This is a genomic window from Burkholderia sp. Tr-862 (genome assembly GCF_011753085.1).
Taxonomy (GTDB): domain Bacteria; phylum Pseudomonadota; class Gammaproteobacteria; order Burkholderiales; family Burkholderiaceae; genus Burkholderia; species Burkholderia ambifaria.
Genome location: NZ_VWWG01000014.1, coordinates 51,180 through 68,174 on the forward strand (window position 1 = coordinate 51,180; position 16,995 = coordinate 68,174).

Here is a 16,995-nt window from a genome sequence, read left to right on the forward strand (position 1 = left end):
CATCTTGATGGTCACGAGGGTCGACATGGGTGCCGGCACACGCTCAATCATCGATCGACGCATCCTTGCGGACCACCCGCAGCACGCTGTCGATCACGAACGTTTCCCAATGGCGCACGGCATCCGGCGCGTTCAGCTCCTCCCCGAGGAACGCGGACAACGTATACAGGTTCGATGTATAAAAATACGCGGTCGAGATGATCAGCAGGAAAACGTCGCGCGCCCGAAGGCCCGTGCGAAACAGGCCTTGTTCGACGCCGTTCTCGAGAATCTTCGCGATGATCTCTACCGCATGCGACGAGTACTCGCCCCTGCGCTCGAGCTTGGACAAGTGCTTGCCCTTGTGCAGGTTCTCCGTGTTGAGCAGCGTGATGAAATCCGGATTGCGCCAATAATAGTCCAGCTTGAAGCGAATCACGGACTTGAGCGCTTCCACGGGGTTCGAAGCATCGGGCGCCATTTTGAGTTCCGCCTCGTCCATCCGTCGGTAGATGCCTTCGAGCACCGCAACGAACAGCCCCTCCTTGCTCCCGTAGTAGTAATAGATCATCCGGTCATACGACTTCGCCAGCCGCGAAATCCTTTCCACGCTGCCGCCTTCATAGCCGTAGCGCGCGAAGACCTTGGTCGCCGCGTGCAGGATCTTGTCGCGGGTTTCCTGCGCCGCCGCCTCCCGGACACCGGTTCCACGCACAGTCTTGCCTTTTGCTGCTTGAGCCATACCGTTCCTATGACGGCCGCCAACTGGCCGTGCCGCCTGAAAAAACTTGCACTGGCGGCGTTCCCGCAAACTTTCGTACAGGGAACGCTACATGAATTTCGAATTCTACGGAACTCTTCGCGCGTTCGCAACCCGACATAAAGTTATATTAAATTCAATGGCTTGCATTCGTGTTGCATGGCCGATCCCGCAGCATTACGAACGAATTTCGCTATCTTCATATTTTTATTTCGAGAAACTGCTGCTAACATTCGTTTGTGGAGTACTCACTACATGAAACGTTGATTTCAGGTTGGCAGAGGCCGCAACCCGGTACGCAGGAGATAGACGAATGAACAACGAACTCGACGATTCCTGCAGCGCTTTCGCTGCGCGGACTACCTGGAAATCGCTCTCCGGCCCGAGCGGCCCTGAAATGACCCCGGTGATCGAGGAACTCATGTCTCAATCGCTTCTCGCACTGGACGTGCAGGTGTTGCGCCAGATTTCCCACACGATGGCGGACGAGGTCGCGCCCGAGACGCGCGTCGGGAAATTGCTCGAGGCTGCGATACAGGGCACGGCGGCGACGTGGGGCGTGATTGCGGTCATGCGCGACGGCGCCTGGGAGGGAGCCGCCAGTGCGACGGCGGCGCATGCGCCGCACGTCGAGCGGTTGCCGACCGACCGGTTGCCGGTGCCAATCATTGCCGCCGCCGTGCATCTGCGCGACGGACTGGTGCTGCGCGACGCCTGCGCCGCCGACCATTGGCGGACCGACGACTATGTGCGCCGTCGCAAGCCCCGCTCGGTGATGTGCGTGCCGATACGCTGCAATGGCGCATTGATGGGTGCGCTTTATCTGGAACACGGGGATTTGCCGAGCATTTTCACACCGGCGAATACCGCGTTGGTCGAGATCCTTGCGCTGCATGCCGGGTTCGTTCTGGAGAACCAGCGTCTGCACGACGCGCTTGCCGCTCGGCAGGCACGCGCGGACAGCATCGCGGCAAGGATCGGCGACACGCCTTCCGACGCGGATTGTGCCGATCGGTTGAAGGCCTACGGCGAGCTGGCGGCTTCGATCGTGCATGAAGTCGCGCAACCGATCACCGCAATCGATACGTCCGCGCGCGCGGGGCTGAAGTGGCTCGATCGCGGCACGCCGAACCTCGACGCCGCGCGCGAGATGTTCGCCCACATCTGCGCGTGCGCCGAGCGCGCGCGCACCATCATCCGTGCGCTGCGCGCCAACGCACGGCACGAAACTCCCGCCTTCGCGACGTTCGATCTCGCCGACGCGCTTTCCGAGGCGGCCGAGATCATGGCAAGCACGCTGGATGCGATGAAGGTGAGCTTGCGCGTCGACGGACTCGCGTCCCCGATGCCGATGCGCGGCGAACGCATTCAGCTGCAGCAGGCCGTCATCGGCCTGCTGATGAACGGCGCGGAATCGATGCTGTGCATCCCGGAGGAGCGGCGCGTCCTCGTGCTGGCGTGCGAAGCCGCTCAGGATGGCTTGCGGATTCGGATCGACGATAGCGGCGACGGCATCGATCCGCGATTGGCGCAACGTATCTTCGACCCGCTGTTCACCACCAAGCCGCATGGGATGGGCATGGGCCTTTCCATCTGCAAGTCCATCGTGGATGCGCACGATGGTCAACTGGCACTCACGCCGCGCGCGGAAGGCGGCACGCGCGCAATGATGACGCTCCCGCGTTTTCCGGTTGACGGCGCAGCAGCCGCGCCTCAGGCGGCGTGATGCGCGGCGACGCGTGCAGTCGTTTCCGCGGCCTATACGAACGTATGCGGCGATCTATCCTGACGGGTTGTGCAGCTAGCTACAGATGCTATGGATGCCGTTGACGCAGCGCCTTATTCTGGTTCCACCGGTACACGAATCGCATCGGTGACGACTCGGGCGGCAGGTGATCGAGTCGGCTTCGCGATGTGGCCGGAACCTGCGTGCCATTCGATACCAGCAACCCAAGGAACCCATCATGAAAATTCGACAAGTCATCCTGAATGGCGGCCTGGCGGCCGTCCTGCTCGCTGGCCTGCAACTGCAGGCATTTGCCGACGAAAGTGCCGATGCGGCGGGCACCGATGCCGCGGTGACATCCACCCAGACATCCGCCCAGACGAAGAAGGCCACGCGTGCGGCCAATCGCGCGTTCTCGCGGTCGATTCAGAGGACGCTGTCGCGCACGAAGGGGCTGCAAGGGCAAGCGATCACGGTTTTCGGCAATGCCGCGACCGGGCAGGTGACGCTGGCCGGCCAGGTGCAAACCGAACACGAAGACCATCTCGCGGTCGAGTCGGCCAGGAAGATCAACGGCGTCAAATCGGTGAAAAGCGAGCTGATGCTGCGTGAGAAAGGCGGAGCCTGAGCGAGGGCGCGCGCATCGCGGGGCCGAATGACGGGGTGTCGGTGATTCGTGCGTCCGCTTTCACATGATCGATCCGATTGATTGGGAGAAGAGGTGATGGGGATGCTGCATGAAGCGGACATCGTGGCTCGCACGTTGATCAATGTCCTGGATCCTTCGCAGGAACAGCGCAGTGTGTGCTTGCGAGCGCAGCGCACGCGATACAAGGCGCGACGCCTCGGGTCGCGTCAATGGAACGAGGACGATGCGCGTGCGCGCACCGAACCGCCTACCAGGATAGCCGTGATGGAGCGCCTGTCGTTGTCCATGATCACTGTTTCGTGGAGCGACTCGTGTTCAGGGCGGTATGCCGAGCAGATCTGGTGCAGGAGCCGCGCGCGCGTTCCGTCGATATGTGCGCTGACGGGGCGGGCGATACAACGCGGGGACCCGGTGTTTCGTCCGCGGGGAAGCGATGTCTGTCTGCCCGCCAACCAGCAGCGGATGATTCTTGCCGCGACCGTTCAGTCGTGCATCGATGCGGCCGACGCGATTTAGGCCGGGCGTCGAACGGCGTCGAACCGCGGCGAACCGCGGACGAACGCGATGGCGCGTCGTCCGCGCACATCGATGCGCGCCGGCGCTAGGTCGACGGGACCGTGACGACGACAAGCGCTGCACCCGGAACACGCTCGGCCAGATCGAAGTGAACGGGAGGCTCGCGCCACCAGCGAGCGAACCCGGTAGGGGCACGATAACCGACGACGATCATGTCCACGCAGGTTGTCGACGCATGCGCGGCGATAGCATCGGCCGCGCGTCCGAAGCGGACATAGCCGCGCGCGGCGATGCCGTGGTCCGTCAGGTTGTCGATCGCCCGTTGAAGATCGTGATGGGCGGATTCTGCCAGCCGCTGATGGGCGAGCTCGCTGAGCAGTCCGGCCGACCGCGCGTTGGCGGTGACATTGTCGACGATGGCGACGACGTCGACCGTGGCCGACAATGCGCGGGAAAGCGACGCACATCGTGCGAGTGCGGCGTTTGCTTCGTTGGATCCGTCATAGACGAGCAGCATTCTGGACAGCGATGACATCTTCGATATTGGCGGCGGGGGAATGAGATCGCCCATGACGGGCACCGGTACAAGCGGTCCGCGCGCGGGTACGTGCGTGGAAGCGGGCGCGACTGCTAACACTGAACACGCGACGGCGATCGTTTATTCCGATGCGATTCCCCGCGCCGGCGATCGTGTCGCGGCCGGTTTGCATCGGCAGGCGCGCGACGTCGCTCGTCGACGTCAGCTCCGCGTGTCGATGCGATGTCCCGTCTCCCGCTGCACGTCGCGCGACGCGTCGGCCGCACGTGCGGTGCCGAGGAATCCCGGCATCTTCGAGGCTTCGTCTGGACGTGGATGGGCGGCCGCCGATACAGCGCGCACGAGCCGGCGAGCATTGCGCCTGCCCGTGCCGGACCTCCGGAAACGTCGGTGCTTCAATGGCCGGAATAGAGTTTCCTGAGCGCGTCGAGCTCGCCGCTCTGGCGCGCGCGAGCGAGCTCCTGACGAACTTCGGAACGTGTCTTCCCCGTCGGCATCGCGATGGCCGGTGCCCATTGGGTCGTGGCCACGGCATCTTGATTCCCCGTCAACGAGTCGACGGGGGCCGCTGCATGGGCGCAGGCCGCGGTAGCAAACGCGACGAGCGCGAAGGTGATCCTGAAGGTCTTCATGTCGGAATCCGGAAGGTGAGTCGATCGAATGTTATGCACGGCCTCTGGCGAACGCGGGAGCCGGATGCGCCGGCCGCGTCGCGAATGTCGTCAGAATCCGTCGCATGTGTATTGAGCACCGCGAAGGTATCCCGCATGTGTCTGCGGCGCGGCATTTTGCAATGTCATGTATCGATGCGGACACGCGATACATCCGGATACGAAAGCGCCGGTCACGGCGCGACGCGAGTGCGCTTCGACAACGCGCATGCATTCGCCGGCGCGCGTTGTTGCATTGACCCCGGTGCGCGGCAAGCCTCGGCCTTCAGGCCGGGGAAGGATAGCGCGGACCCCGTAGGCGTCCTTTCAGCGGTCAGTGTGGCGTCTGCTGCTGCTCGATGTACTGGCGGATGATCTCGATAGGCGCACCGCCGCAGCTTCCGGCGAAGTAGGACGGCGACCACAGCGCACCGCCCCATAGCTTCTTGCGGATGCTCGGGTAGTTCTTCTTGCGGATCATGCGGCTGGAAACACCTTTCAGGCTGTTCACCAGCGCCGACACGGCCACTTTCGGCGGATAGTTCACCAACAGGTGAACGTGATCGTCCTCACCGGCGAACTCCACCAGTTCCGCCTCGAAGTCGGCGCAGACGCTGGTGAAGATGCTGTGCAGGTCGTCCAAGATGTTCTTGGTGAACACCTCGCGGCGGTATTTAGTCACGAAGACCAAATGGACGTGCATCAGAAAAACGCAGTGCCGTCCGTGCCGAATATCGTTGTCGTTGCTCATAGACCAAACTATACTTTCTGCATGCAACGTCTCCAAGCCTTCAAATATGAACTGATGCCGACTGGCGACCAGCAGCGCGACATGCGCCGCTTCGCCGGGTCGTGCCGGTTCGTGTTCAACAAGGCACTGGCGGTGCAGACGGCACGCTATGAGCAAGGCGAGCAGAAGCTCGGCTATGCCGGGCTGTGCAAGCTGCTCACCGAATGGCGCAACGGCCCGGAAACGCCGTGGCTCAAGGATGCGCCGACGCATCCGCTGCAACAGACGCTCAAGGATTTGGAGCGGGCCTACACCAACTTCTTCGCCAAGCGGGCTGAGTTTCCGCGTTTCAAGAAGAAGGGCCAAGGCGACAGCTTCCGCTATCCCGACCCGAAGCAGATCAAGCTCGATCAGGCCAACAGCCGCATCTTCCTGCCCAAGCTCGGCTGGCTGCGCTATCGCAACAGCCGCGATGTGCTGGGCGAAGTGAAGCAGATCACCGTGTCCGCAAGCGGCGGCAAATGGTTCGCCAGCATCCAGACCCAACGGGAGGTCGAGCAGTCCGTGCCCAAGGGGGGCGCAGTCGGCATCGACATGGGCATCGCCCGCTTCGCCACGTTGTCGGATGGCACGTTCTACGCACCACTCAACAGCTTCAAGCGGCACGAGGATCGGCTGCGCAAAGCGCAGCAGGCAATGAGCCGCAAGTCGAAGTTCAGCAGCAACTGGAAGAAGGCGAAAGCCCGTGTCCAGCGTATTCATTCCCGCATCGGCAATGCCCGCCGTGACTTCCTGCACAAGGCCACGACCGCGATCAGCCAAAACCACGCGATGGTGTGTATCGAGGACTTGCAGATACGGAACATGTCCAAGTCGGCGGCTGGCAACACCGAGAAACCGGGAAGAAACGTTCGAGCCAAGTCCGGCCTGAATAAGTCCATCCTCGATCAAGGCTGGTTCGAGTTCCGCCGCCAACTGGATTACAAGCTGGCGTGGAACGGCGGGTATCTCATCGCCGTGCCGCCGCAGAACACGAGCCGCACCTGTCCGTGCTGCGGCCATGTATCGGCGGACAACCGGCAGACGCAAGAGCGGTTCGCGTGCGTCGAATGTGGCTTCGAGGAAAATGCCGATCTGGTCGGCGCGATCAATGTTCTCAGGGCGGGACACGCCCGTTGCGCCTGTGAAGTGAGCGGTGCAGTCATGCCGACAGCAGCAGGAACCCACCGAAGCGACTCATCCCGGCTCGATGCCGGGTTGAGCGCCGTAGGAATCCCCCGACTTTACGCGGGGGAGGGTGTCAAGATATCGGGCTGGAATAATCGGCGGGTTCGCGTGTTATCACGGGTACCTGGAAGAAGGCGAGGCGGCCGGTGAGGTGCGACACCGCACGAGCGAAATCGAGTGCGCCCCGCAGCCCGCGTCACGACCGCGGGTTCGAACGAACGGATACAACCCGGCATCCCGCCGCAACACGTGGCCGGTGGCACGGGTGCCGCATGCCGTGCTCCACGTCGCCGTGCCAGCGGCGTTCGAGCTGATGAACGCCACCGTTTCCTTACTGCATTCGCATGATCGAACTTTCGACACGCCGCTTTATCGAATTGAGCCCCGGCCCGCCACGGCTGCACCGCGCGATCGACGACCATGCGCCGTCTGTTCTGGTCGCCGGGCGCGGCGTCGCGGCACCGTCTGCGGTCGCCGCGCTGCAACGCGAATATGTGTTGCGCTCGGCGCTGCACGAGCGCTGGTCCGCCGTGCCACAAGCCATCGTGTCGCACGGTGGCGGCGCCGTGCTCATCCTGGCCGATCCGGGCGGCATGCCGCTCACCGTCGGAGCTGCCCCGCAGCAGCGTTTGTCCGCGTTTCTGCGACGCGCGATTTCGCTCGCGACCGCGCTGGGCGAGATGCATGCGGCCGGTATCGTGCATCGCGCGCTTGCGCCGCATCGCTTCCTCGTGGATGACGATGATCGTGCGTTCCTGACGGGTTTCGGCTATGCGATCGGCCCCGATGCGACCGACCCGTTGCGCGACACCGGTCTTGAATGGGAAGACACGGATTTCGTCTATACGGCGCCCGAACTCGGCACGCGCATGAACCTGCGAGTCGACGCGCGGGCCGATCTTTATTCGCTCGGATGCATTCTCTATGAGCAGTTGACCGGCGTGCCGCCGTTCGATGCGACCGATGCCGCCGGGCTCGTGCACGCGCACGCCACGCATTCGGCGCGCGCCCCTCACGCACTCGTTCCGCACGTACCCGAGCAGATTTCGCGGATTGTCGTGAAGTTGCTCGAAAAGGCGCCGGAGCAGCGTTACGGCACGGCGGCGGGGCTCGTCGCCGATCTGCAGCGATGCGAGCAGTGCCTGCGCCGCGACGGTCGCATTCCGATGTTCGCGCTCGATGTGCATGCGGCGCTGCAGCGTCTGCAGCAAGCCGATCACGTGGTGGGCCGCGAACAGGAGATCGACGCGTTGCGCGCGCAGTACCGTGCCGTCGCCGCCGGTGGCGAGATGCGCGTCGCATGGGTTTCCGGCCACTCGGGCATCGGCAAGTCGACGCTGCTGCTGGAGGCCGTCGCGCGAATCAGGCACGACGGCGCGCTGCTCGTGGCCACCAGCAAGGGCGAGGAAGGGCGCCGCGGCACACCGTATGCGATGCTTGCCCAGGCGCTGGAGCCGCTGCTGCAGTTCGTGCTGGGTTGCGCGGACGACGAATTCGACATGTGGCGCGCGCGAATCGGAACGGCCGTGGCGCCCGTCGGACGCACGCTCGCGAGATTCCTGCCGGCGCTCTCGGCGGTGCTTGGCCCGCAGGCGGGCCCACCGGAGCAATCCGAACTGGCGCCCGGGCTGGAGCGCGAGCGCGTGCTGCAAGCGATCGCCCGGCTGATCGCGTGTTTCGCGGCACCGGAGCGTCCGCTCGCGCTGCTGCTCGACGATCTGCAATGGGCGGATGCGGGCACGATACAGGTGCTGGAGCGGCTGGTGCAGCAACACCGCGACACGGCGTTGCTGCTCGTTGGCGCCTATCGCGGCAACGAGATCGATGCGAGTCACCCGTTGCGGGCCGGCCCGCTGGCTGACGTTCCCGATGCATTGACGGTGGAGCTCGGGCCGCTGAACGAGCGCGCGACGACCGAGCTGATCGCCCACGCGCTGCATCAGGACACCGATGCGCTTCGCCCGTTGTCCGACCTGATCGGGCAGCGAACCGGCCGCAATCCGTTCTTCGTGCATCATCTGCTGCGCCTGCTGGCCGATGAAGGCATGCTCGATTACGATGCGGGCGCCGGCCTGTGGCGCTGGAACATGGCGCGCATTGCCGCGCATCGCGGCGGCGACGACGTCGCGATGATGCTGGCGCGGCAGTTCGAGCTGCTGCCGGACGCCGCACGATTCATGTTGCGCCTGCTGGCCTGCATCGGTCAGCGTGCGTCGACGCGCCTGCTGGCCTCGGCGGCCGGCCTGAGCGAGCCCGATGCGATCGAGGGACTGCAGGCGGCGCTCGATGCCGGCAGTCTCCAGCGCGACGGCGGCGACTGGACGTTCTGGCACGATCGCATTCGCGAGGCGGCGTATGCGTCGATCCCGGAGGACGAGCGCGCGCCGCTGCATCATGCAATCGCGTGCCGTTTGCTGGCGGCCGGCGATGCCTGCGCCGACACCTTCGTGCTGGCCGCGCAGGCGAACCTCGCCGGCGCGGTGGTCGAGACGCCCGCGCAGCGCCGCGCGTTCGCGCGCGTGAACCTGGAGGCCGGGCAGCAAGCCCGGGCTGCCACCGCGCATCATTCCGCGCTCGGCTTCTTTCGCGCGGCAGTCGATTTCCTCGGCGAACGGGACACCACCGACGACGGGCTCCAGGCGCGCATGCTGTGCGCCGAGGCCGAGTTCATGACCGGTGCGCTCGAAGCCGCCGAAGCGCGTCTGGCCGAGCTGGAGCGGGTAGCCGGCGACGGCACGTTCGGCGCGGATCTCACGCGCCTGCGCGCGGCGTTGTACACGGCGCTGGGCCGCTTCGATCTGGCGCTCGGTGTCGGCCTTGCGTTCCTGAAGCGCGCCGGCATCGATATCCCGCCCCATCCGGACAGCGCGGACGTGCATCGTGAATACCTTCGCCTGCGCGGCTGGCTGGACCGCAACGGGATCGACGCGCTGCGTGACCTGCCGATCATCGCGGATCCGCTGCAGCGCGCGATTGTCGACATCTTTGCCGACCTGATCCCGCCGGCACTCTATTCCGACCAGGATCTGGTCGACATGATTCTGCTGCGCGCGGTGAATCTGGCGATCGAGCATGGCCATTCCGATGCATCGGCCGACGTCTACGTCTGCATGAACCAGATCTTTGGCGTACGTTACGGCGATTACGTCGCGTCGCTGGCATTCGGCGAGCTCGCGCTGCATCTGGTCGACGAGCGCGGGCTCGATCGGTATCGCGGCCGTGTATACATGGCGCACGGCACGATCGTGGTGCCGTGGGTGTTGCCGGCGCGCTCGGCCCGCGCGTATATCTCGCGGGCATTCGAAATCACGGTCGAGTGCTGCGATCATACTTTCGCGCTCTATTGCAAGCGCAATGAAGCCACCGGCATGCTGTTCGCCGGCGAATTTCTCGGCGACGTGCGCGATACGGTGACGCACGGGCTTGCAATCGCGCGCGATGCGAATTTCCAGCTCGTGATCGATGCGCTGCTCGCGCAGCAGATGCTGCTGAGGCGGCTACAGGAAGGCGAGTGCGACGATCGCGACGTGTTGGCGCCGCCGGAGGGCCGGCCGCCGACCCTGGTCGATCTCGCGTACTGGGTCTACAGGCTGCAGGCCGCACTGTTGTTCGGCGATCTTCCGGACGCGCTCGACGCGCGTCGGCACGCGGAAGCTTGCGAGCATGCGGCGCGTTCGTTTGCCGAGCGGGCCGATTTGCCGTTCTACGGCGCGCTCGCACTGCTTGCGCTGCCCGGCCGCGATGCGTCCGACGAGGCTGCGCTGCAGCGCCATGTCGAGCAGCTCGACGTCTGGGCGCGGGCGTGCCCGGAGAACTTCGTCGCGCGACGTGAGCTGGTGCGCGCCGAGCACGCGCGCGTAAGCGGGCAGCCGCTGGACGCGGCGGAAGCCTATGCGCGCGCCGTGACGCACGCGGGCAGGCATGGCTTCGCGCAGGTCGAGGCGCTGGCCGCCGAGTATGCGGCGCGATTCCATGCGGGGCGCGACACTATCGCCGCGCACGCGTATTTGCGCCATGCGCAAAGCGCATGGCAGCGTTGGGGGGCGCTGGCGAAGGTGCGCCAGTTGCAGGCCGCGCACCCCGATGTATTCGATGCCGGCGCCGGCAATCCGGTCGGGAGCCGGATGCACGCACTGGACGTGAACGCGGTGCTGCGCGTGTCGAACGCGCTGGCGAGCGACATCGTGCCGGCGCGTCTCGTGGAAACGCTGTTGCGCACGACGCTCGAAAGCGCCGGGGCCGAGCATGGCGCGCTCGCGGTGCTGCGCGAGGGCGTCTGGCATGTGCCGGCGCGCGCGGACGTGATCGACGGTACGATCGTCGTGACGCAGGAGGCCGTGTCGTTGACGGCGAGCGTGCTGCCCGTCTCGGTCGTGCAGGCGGTCGCGCGGACGCAGGAAGGGGTGGTGATCGACGATGCATCGGAGTCGCCGGTTCATGGTCAGGATGCTTATGTTCGCCGCCGGCGCCCGCGTTCGGTGATGTGCGTGCCGCTGATGCGTTATGCGACGCTCGTCGGCGTGCTGTATATGGAAAACAATCTGGCGGCGCGGATGTTTACCGCGGCCAAGGCGGCGCTGGTGGAGGTGATCGCGTCGCAGGCCGCTTTCGCGCTCGAGAATGCGCGGCTTTATGAGGAACTGGTCGAGCAGAACCGTCAGCGCGCGCATGCCGAGGAACAGTTGCGTGCCGCACTGGCCGGCCTCGAGCGCGCCAGCCGGCTGACCGCGATGGGTGAGCTCGTCGCGTCGATCGTCCACGAGATCGGACAGCCGATCGCCGCCGTCGACACATCGGCAAGCGCCGGGTTGCGCTGGCTGAACCGGGAACCGCCGGACGTCGGCGAAGCGCGGGAGATGCTCGCGCACATCAATCGGAGCGCCGCGCGGGCCAAGAGCATCATCCAGACGCTGCGCGCGAAGGCACGCAAGGCCGCACCGCAGTTTGCGACGGTCGACCTCGCCGAGGCCGTGCGCGAGGCCGCGGCGCTCGTCGCGCGGCAGCTCGACACGCTGGACGTGGTGCTGGAGCTGCGCAGTCACGAGGGTCCCGTCTACGTATACGGCGACCGGATCCAGCTCCAGCAGGTCGTAATCAACCTGCTGACGAACGGTGCCGAATCGATGGCTGAACTCGAGACGGCCCGTCGTCTTTCGCTTGCGTGCGAAGCGCACGGCGTTGACAGTGTGTGCGTGAGCGTGGAGGATTCGGGCAGCGGCATTGCACCCGATATCGCGGACCGGCTGCTCGAACCGCTTTTCACGACCAAGGAGAACGGGATGGGCATGGGCCTCGCCATCTCGCATTCGATCGTGGACGCTCACGGCGGAACGTTGACGCTGTCGCCGCGAGAAGGTGCCGGTACGCGAGCCACCGTGATGCTGCCGCGCGTCGATCCATGATGTGTCGTCCGTCGGCGCGACGCGCAGCGGGCGGACAGGTTCTTCGAGTTGTTGTGTTTGAGCCGCTGCGCGGCCACTCCTGAAAATTCATCAGCGAATATCGATGCCGGAAACCAGAATGCCCCACGCGACACCTGATCGGAACAGCCGCATCGTCTACGTCGTCGATGACGACGAATTCGTGCGTGCCGCGCTGATCAGCCTGCTGCGATCGATCGACCTGGAGGTTCGCGCCTTTGCGTCGACGGAAGAGTTTCTCGCGGCACCGAAGGGCGCGGGACCGTCGTGCCTCGTGCTGGACGTCAGGCTGCGCGGGCAGAGCGGCATCGCGTTTCAGACGTCGCTGGCCGAGAGCGGCGGTCCGCAGATGCCGATCATCTTCATCACGGCGCACGGCGATATCGCGATGACGGTGAAGGCGATGAAAGCCGGCGCGATGGATTTCCTGACGAAACCGTTCCGCGACCAGGACATGATCGATGCGGTGATCGCGGCGCTCGACCGCGATGCGAAACGGCTGCAGGACGATCACTCGCTGCTCGATCTGCGCGCCTGTTGGGAATCGCTGACGCCGCGCGAATGCGAAGTGCTGCAACACGTCGCGACGGGCCTGATGAACAAGCAGGTCGCGGGCAACATGGGCATCGCGGAGATCACGGCCAAGATTCATCGCAGCCAGGCGATGCGAAAAATGAAGTGCCGCTCGGTGGCTGAACTGGTGCGCAAGATGACTGCGCTCGGCATCAACGTGCCGTCGCGCTAGCGGCGGCGCGGGCGAGCCTACCCATACGTAGGTATGATGGCGATGCCGCGGCGTGACGGTATGCTGGCAACTTGGGTAACAGTGCTCGGGACGGGCCCGGTCCGTCCCCCTCGTCATAAGCAGGGATGCCTTTTTCACTCTCAGCCTCCGATCTCGTGTCCATTGTCGACGACGATCCTTTCGTGCGCGCCGCCGCGGGAAGTTTCGTGCGTTCGCTCGGCGGGGAGGCGCGCGAATTCGCGTCGGGGCCGGCATTCCTGGCGTCCGACGTGGTGTCGCGCACGAGCTGCCTGATCTGCGATCTCCAGATGCCCGAGATGGATGGCCTCGAAGTGCTGGCCCGGATGGAGGCACGCGGCCTGCGCATTCCTACTGTGCTCGTCACGGCGTTTGTCAGCGTCCGCACGTCCGAGCGAGCGCGGGCCAGCACCGCGCTGTGTCTCCTCGAGAAACCGATCGACGCACAGGAGCTCGAAGGCTGGCTCGCGCGTGCGCTCGGATACGGCTGATCGCCGGCCTGCGCCGCAACGGCGACCTAAACCTTCGTAGGGGGTAGATGGCCGCTTGTTTGATGGTGCGAACCCCCGCACGCATGTTTTCATCTTCCCTGTACCGTCCGCCGCGACGGCGACAGGAGAACGAAGATGGCCAACATTCCTACCTTATCGTCCGGAGCCTGGTTTGACGCTCGGCTCACGCGCTCCATACGCAACTTCAGCCGCGCATGCCGCGAGCATGCACGCGGTCTCGTCGCGTGTCCGGCCCGACTGTTCGTCGTCGCTGGCGTGCTGTTCGTGGCGGCGGCGCTGTACGACGCTCGGGATTTGCTCGCGAATGCATTGCTTCCCGCCGTCGACCGCGATCTTCTGATGGCGAGCGTGACGTGCGCGATGCTCGCGCTGGTGGCGGCGGTGCTGTGGCTGCGTGCGCTGCGACTGGACGCGGCAATCCGGCAACTCGCCGCGGCACTGGAGGACCATGGACTGGAAGAGCTGCCCCGTTCACTGGTCGAGCGCGGCACGCCGTCGATCGCGAGACTGGCCGCCGCGATCAACGGCGCGCATCACCAGCATGCGGATCGCGTAACGGAACTGCTGCATGTGCTCGCGGCCTATGCGCATGATCTGCGCACGCCGCTGACGCGCGTGATGCTGCGTAGTGGAATGCTGGAAGATCGCGCGTTGCGCGATGCGATGGAGCGCGACCTTGCCGAGATGGGGGAGCTGATCAACGCGAGCCTTGCCTGCGCACGGCTTCAGTGCAGCGTGGCGGAGCCGCCGCGCAGCGTCGACGTGGACGAGTTGCTCGGCTCGCTGGTCGACAACTATCGCGACGCGGGGCTGGCCGTCGCGCTGGACGGGCGGTTGGACTGTCCGCTCGTGACGTTTCCGCATGCGCTGCGGCGCGTGCTCGTCAACCTGATCGACAACGCGCTGCGTTACGGTCGCGATGTCCGCCTGTGTGTTCGCGTCGATGCCCGGCGCGTGATGCTTGCGGTGGTGGATTCAGGGCCGGGCATCGTGCCGGCGGAGATGGAAGCGGTATTCACGCCGTGGTACCGGGCGCCGCAGACAGCCGCGCGTGCGCCGGGATCCGGTTTGGGGCTTGCGATCGCACGGCGGCTGACGCAAGCGATGCAGGGCGAGCTGCAGCTGAACAATCGCAGCACCGGCGGCCTCGAAGCGCGCGTGACGTTGCCGCTCGCTGTCGCATGACGGCAGGCAGGCGATGTCGGCGGCGCGGCGTGCCGGCATTGCCTCGGCTTCCGTTTTCCGAACCGTGCTTGCGGCCGATGCATTCGGCCGCGTTTGCCTAGACGCTCTCGTCGGTGAGTTCGTCGGCGACATCCTGCCGGCATTCACTCACATGGAGCCGATAGCCTTTCGCGTAGACTGACTGGATCGACCATTCCATGCCGATCGATCGCAGGCTCGCACGCAGTCGGCTGACATACATGTCGACCGACCGGCTCGTGGCCCCGCCGTCCCAGCCCCACACCACCGAATGCAGATCCTGCCGTTGGACGACGGTTCCCAGATGCGATGCCAGATGCCACAGGAGTTCGAATTCCTTGGTGCCGAGCGGGTGCGCAATGCCGTCCGCGACGATGCTGAGGTTCGTGCGATCGAGCAAATGTCGCCCGACGATCATCTGCCTGCTTTCATTGGCCGACGCGCGAGAACGGCGCAGGAGCGCGCGGATCCGCGCGAGCAGCACCCGTCGGTCGAACGGCTTCACGAGGAAATCGTCGGCGCCGGTGTCGAGAATCCGGACGATATCCTCTTCATTCGAATGGATCGTCTGGAAGATCACCGGCACCGACGGGCTCGCCCGTCCACGGACCCACGTCAACAGCCTGTCGCCACCGATGCCGGGCAGATCCCAGTCGAAAATCATCAGGTCGGCCCAGTGATCCGACAAGTAGTTTCGCGCATCGAGACCGTTGCCGAAGGCGCTCACATGATAGCCCTCGGTCTTCAGCCACGACGCCAGCAGCGATCGTTGGATCACGTCGTCTTCCACGAGAACGATTCGTACTTGCTTGCCCATCATGACTCTCTCTTGACCAGCACAGCCTTTGACGGCCGCGCTTGCTCCAGTTCCGGCTGCGCGAAAGCAGCGTCGGCCGCGGTAAGGAGGCGCGTGCCGGCAATCGCCGCGCTCACGTTCCATCGACCTGAATTCGGCGTCTCGACACCCGTCTCGCCATCGCACATACGGAGAACAATCGTGCTGACGCAAAAATTCCATCGCGGCAGCGTCGCTCGATGGCCGCTGCGGGACAGGCTGCCGCGTGTGAGCCGGCACGAGCCGGTCGTTGCGGACGCTACCTTTCCTGACATGCAGCGGTTGCCCGTTTGCCGCGAATTCCGTCGCATGCGCGATGCCGTCCGATGTGAGTGATGTCGTTGAGGCATCCTACAACAGGATCAGATCGTGAAAATTGCTCGACAGGCTGTCAATGTATCCAATCCTTTCCGTATCCGTCGCGGATACAGAGCGATACAAAAAACCTGTCGATTGACGGGCTATCGTTTGCTTGTTTTGCGTATTCCGGGCAAATGGCGTGGGTGCATGTATCGTCGTCGCGCGGCGGAATATTCACAAAAAATGCATTGCGAAATTATTTATATTTATTCGATTCGCATATGCCGGCCACTATGTGCTTTCCGCACGCAGCCGACATCGGTCGAGTACCCGCCCGCGATTCAATGATCGGGCAGCGGCAGTGCGCCGTCCGGCAGTGCCGCGTTCCTGGGCAGCTTGACGAAATCTCCGGGTTGCGGATTCAGGTTGCCGGGAATCACGGCGCGCTCGGGCGCGCCGGCCACGCTCGCCGACGGTAGCGGCATCGCAGGCGCCGGCACGGACGGAGACCGATACATCAGGTACGTGGCCGAGTAGGGGACATTCAACACGGAGCCCGCGAGCACGCAGGGCCGGTCGGGCGGCAAGCCGCCTTTCGTCTGCACCCGCAGGATGAGCCCGGTTCGTGCGAACCGGGTCTCGAAGACCTTGTCTCCCCCGTTGAACCGGGCGACGAGCCGGGCCCATGGCAGGCTGTCCGGGCTCACCGCCGCCTCGGCGTCCGGGCGACTCACGACATAGCTGCCGTCGTAACTCGAAAAATAGCCGCCCGGCAACGCGGTGCCCACACTCTCGCCCGTTGAATCGACGAGCGTCGACTGAACGCCGCGATACACCCAGTTCAAGCCCTGGTCGCCTCGATCGCACCGATACACGACCTCTCCGCCGGCCATCAGGACGTCTTCCAGCACGTCGTCGGGCGGCACCCTCAGCGACTCGGGCAAGTCGCGATTCATCGGCGGAAGCGGCGGAGCGGCGCACGCGGCGATCGTGACGATCCCCGCCGACAGCATGCGCCATCCTGGTGCGCGCCACCTCACCCAGCCGGTGGCCGCGTCGCCATTCAGGAAAAGCGCGCGTAATTGCTGCATGACTGCCGTTTGCCGACTGGCCGCGATATTACGCACCATAACGAACGCCTCGCGATGAATTGGATGAGGAGCGCAAATCATATTCGACGGAAAAAT

The 16,995-nt window shown here is 64.8% G+C and carries 14 protein-coding genes; 8 read left to right on the forward strand and 6 right to left on the reverse strand.

Annotated elements, in window-relative coordinates:
- Positions 1–43: 43 nt before the first annotated feature.
- The gene (locus F3J14_RS07205) at positions 44–721 is read right to left on the reverse strand and encodes a TetR family transcriptional regulator (RefSeq protein WP_126223833.1); all 678 of its coding nucleotides are present in this window, start codon (positions 719–721) and stop codon (positions 44–46) included.
- A gap of 331 nt (positions 722–1,052) precedes the next feature.
- Between F3J14_RS07205 and F3J14_RS07210 the strand changes: the two genes are divergently transcribed.
- The 3 genes from F3J14_RS07210 to F3J14_RS07220 all read left to right on the forward strand — a co-directional run bounded on the left by F3J14_RS07210 (position 1,053) and on the right by F3J14_RS07220 (position 3,630).
- On the forward strand, positions 1,053–2,465 hold the full coding sequence (locus tag F3J14_RS07210; RefSeq protein WP_166722422.1) for an ATP-binding protein: 1,413 nt from the start codon (positions 1,053–1,055) through the stop codon (positions 2,463–2,465).
- 238 nt (positions 2,466–2,703) lie between these two features.
- Positions 2,704–3,093, forward strand: a complete 390-nt coding sequence (locus F3J14_RS07215; protein ID WP_166722423.1) for a BON domain-containing protein — start codon at positions 2,704–2,706, stop codon at positions 3,091–3,093.
- Between the two features lie 96 nt (positions 3,094–3,189).
- The gene (locus tag F3J14_RS07220) at positions 3,190–3,630 is read left to right on the forward strand and encodes a DUF3331 domain-containing protein (protein WP_166722424.1); all 441 of its coding nucleotides are present in this window, start codon (positions 3,190–3,192) and stop codon (positions 3,628–3,630) included.
- Between the two features lie 85 nt (positions 3,631–3,715).
- On the opposite strand, the gene F3J14_RS07225 is transcribed toward F3J14_RS07220, so the two are convergent.
- From F3J14_RS07225 to tnpA, 3 genes are all read right to left on the reverse strand, one after another.
- On the reverse strand, positions 3,716–4,147 hold the full coding sequence (locus F3J14_RS07225; protein WP_166722443.1) for a universal stress protein: 432 nt from the start codon (positions 4,145–4,147) through the stop codon (positions 3,716–3,718).
- 416 nt (positions 4,148–4,563) lie between these two features.
- Positions 4,564–4,800 (reverse strand): DUF4148 domain-containing protein, encoded by a 237-nt coding sequence (locus F3J14_RS07230; RefSeq protein WP_166722425.1) that lies wholly within the window; start codon positions 4,798–4,800, stop codon positions 4,564–4,566.
- A 352-nt stretch (positions 4,801–5,152) separates the two neighbouring features.
- Positions 5,153–5,569, reverse strand: coding sequence for an IS200/IS605 family transposase (gene tnpA, locus F3J14_RS07235; RefSeq protein WP_166722426.1), 417 nt, complete (start codon positions 5,567–5,569; stop codon positions 5,153–5,155).
- 21 nt (positions 5,570–5,590) lie between these two features.
- On the opposite strand from tnpA, the gene F3J14_RS07240 reads away from it, so the two are divergent.
- The 5 genes from F3J14_RS07240 (at position 5,591) to F3J14_RS07260 (ending at position 14,655) form a co-directional block, all read left to right on the forward strand.
- Positions 5,591–6,925 (forward strand): transposase, encoded by a 1,335-nt coding sequence (locus F3J14_RS07240; protein ID WP_247682152.1) that lies wholly within the window; start codon positions 5,591–5,593, stop codon positions 6,923–6,925.
- Positions 6,926–7,119: 194 nt separating this feature from the next.
- Positions 7,120–12,177, forward strand: coding sequence for a trifunctional serine/threonine-protein kinase/ATP-binding protein/sensor histidine kinase (locus F3J14_RS07245; RefSeq protein ID WP_166722427.1), 5,058 nt, complete (start codon positions 7,120–7,122; stop codon positions 12,175–12,177).
- Between the two features lie 103 nt (positions 12,178–12,280).
- The gene (locus F3J14_RS07250; protein WP_166722428.1) at positions 12,281–12,940 is read left to right on the forward strand and encodes a response regulator; all 660 of its coding nucleotides are present in this window, start codon (positions 12,281–12,283) and stop codon (positions 12,938–12,940) included.
- A gap of 125 nt (positions 12,941–13,065) precedes the next feature.
- Positions 13,066–13,449, forward strand: coding sequence for a response regulator (locus F3J14_RS07255; protein ID WP_166722429.1), 384 nt, complete (start codon positions 13,066–13,068; stop codon positions 13,447–13,449).
- 135 nt (positions 13,450–13,584) lie between these two features.
- Positions 13,585–14,655, forward strand: a complete 1,071-nt coding sequence (locus tag F3J14_RS07260) for an ATP-binding protein (protein WP_166722430.1) — start codon at positions 13,585–13,587, stop codon at positions 14,653–14,655.
- A 97-nt stretch (positions 14,656–14,752) separates the two neighbouring features.
- Here the strand turns inward: F3J14_RS07260 and F3J14_RS07265 are convergent, their stop codons facing one another.
- Both F3J14_RS07265 and F3J14_RS07270 read right to left on the reverse strand, forming a co-directional pair.
- Positions 14,753–15,490: a response regulator transcription factor gene (locus F3J14_RS07265; protein WP_166722444.1), complete on the reverse strand. Its 738-nt coding sequence runs from the start codon at positions 15,488–15,490 to the stop codon at positions 14,753–14,755.
- A gap of 659 nt (positions 15,491–16,149) precedes the next feature.
- Positions 16,150–16,938, reverse strand: coding sequence for a DUF3455 domain-containing protein (locus tag F3J14_RS07270; protein WP_166722431.1), 789 nt, complete (start codon positions 16,936–16,938; stop codon positions 16,150–16,152).
- Positions 16,939–16,995 lie beyond the last annotated feature (57 nt).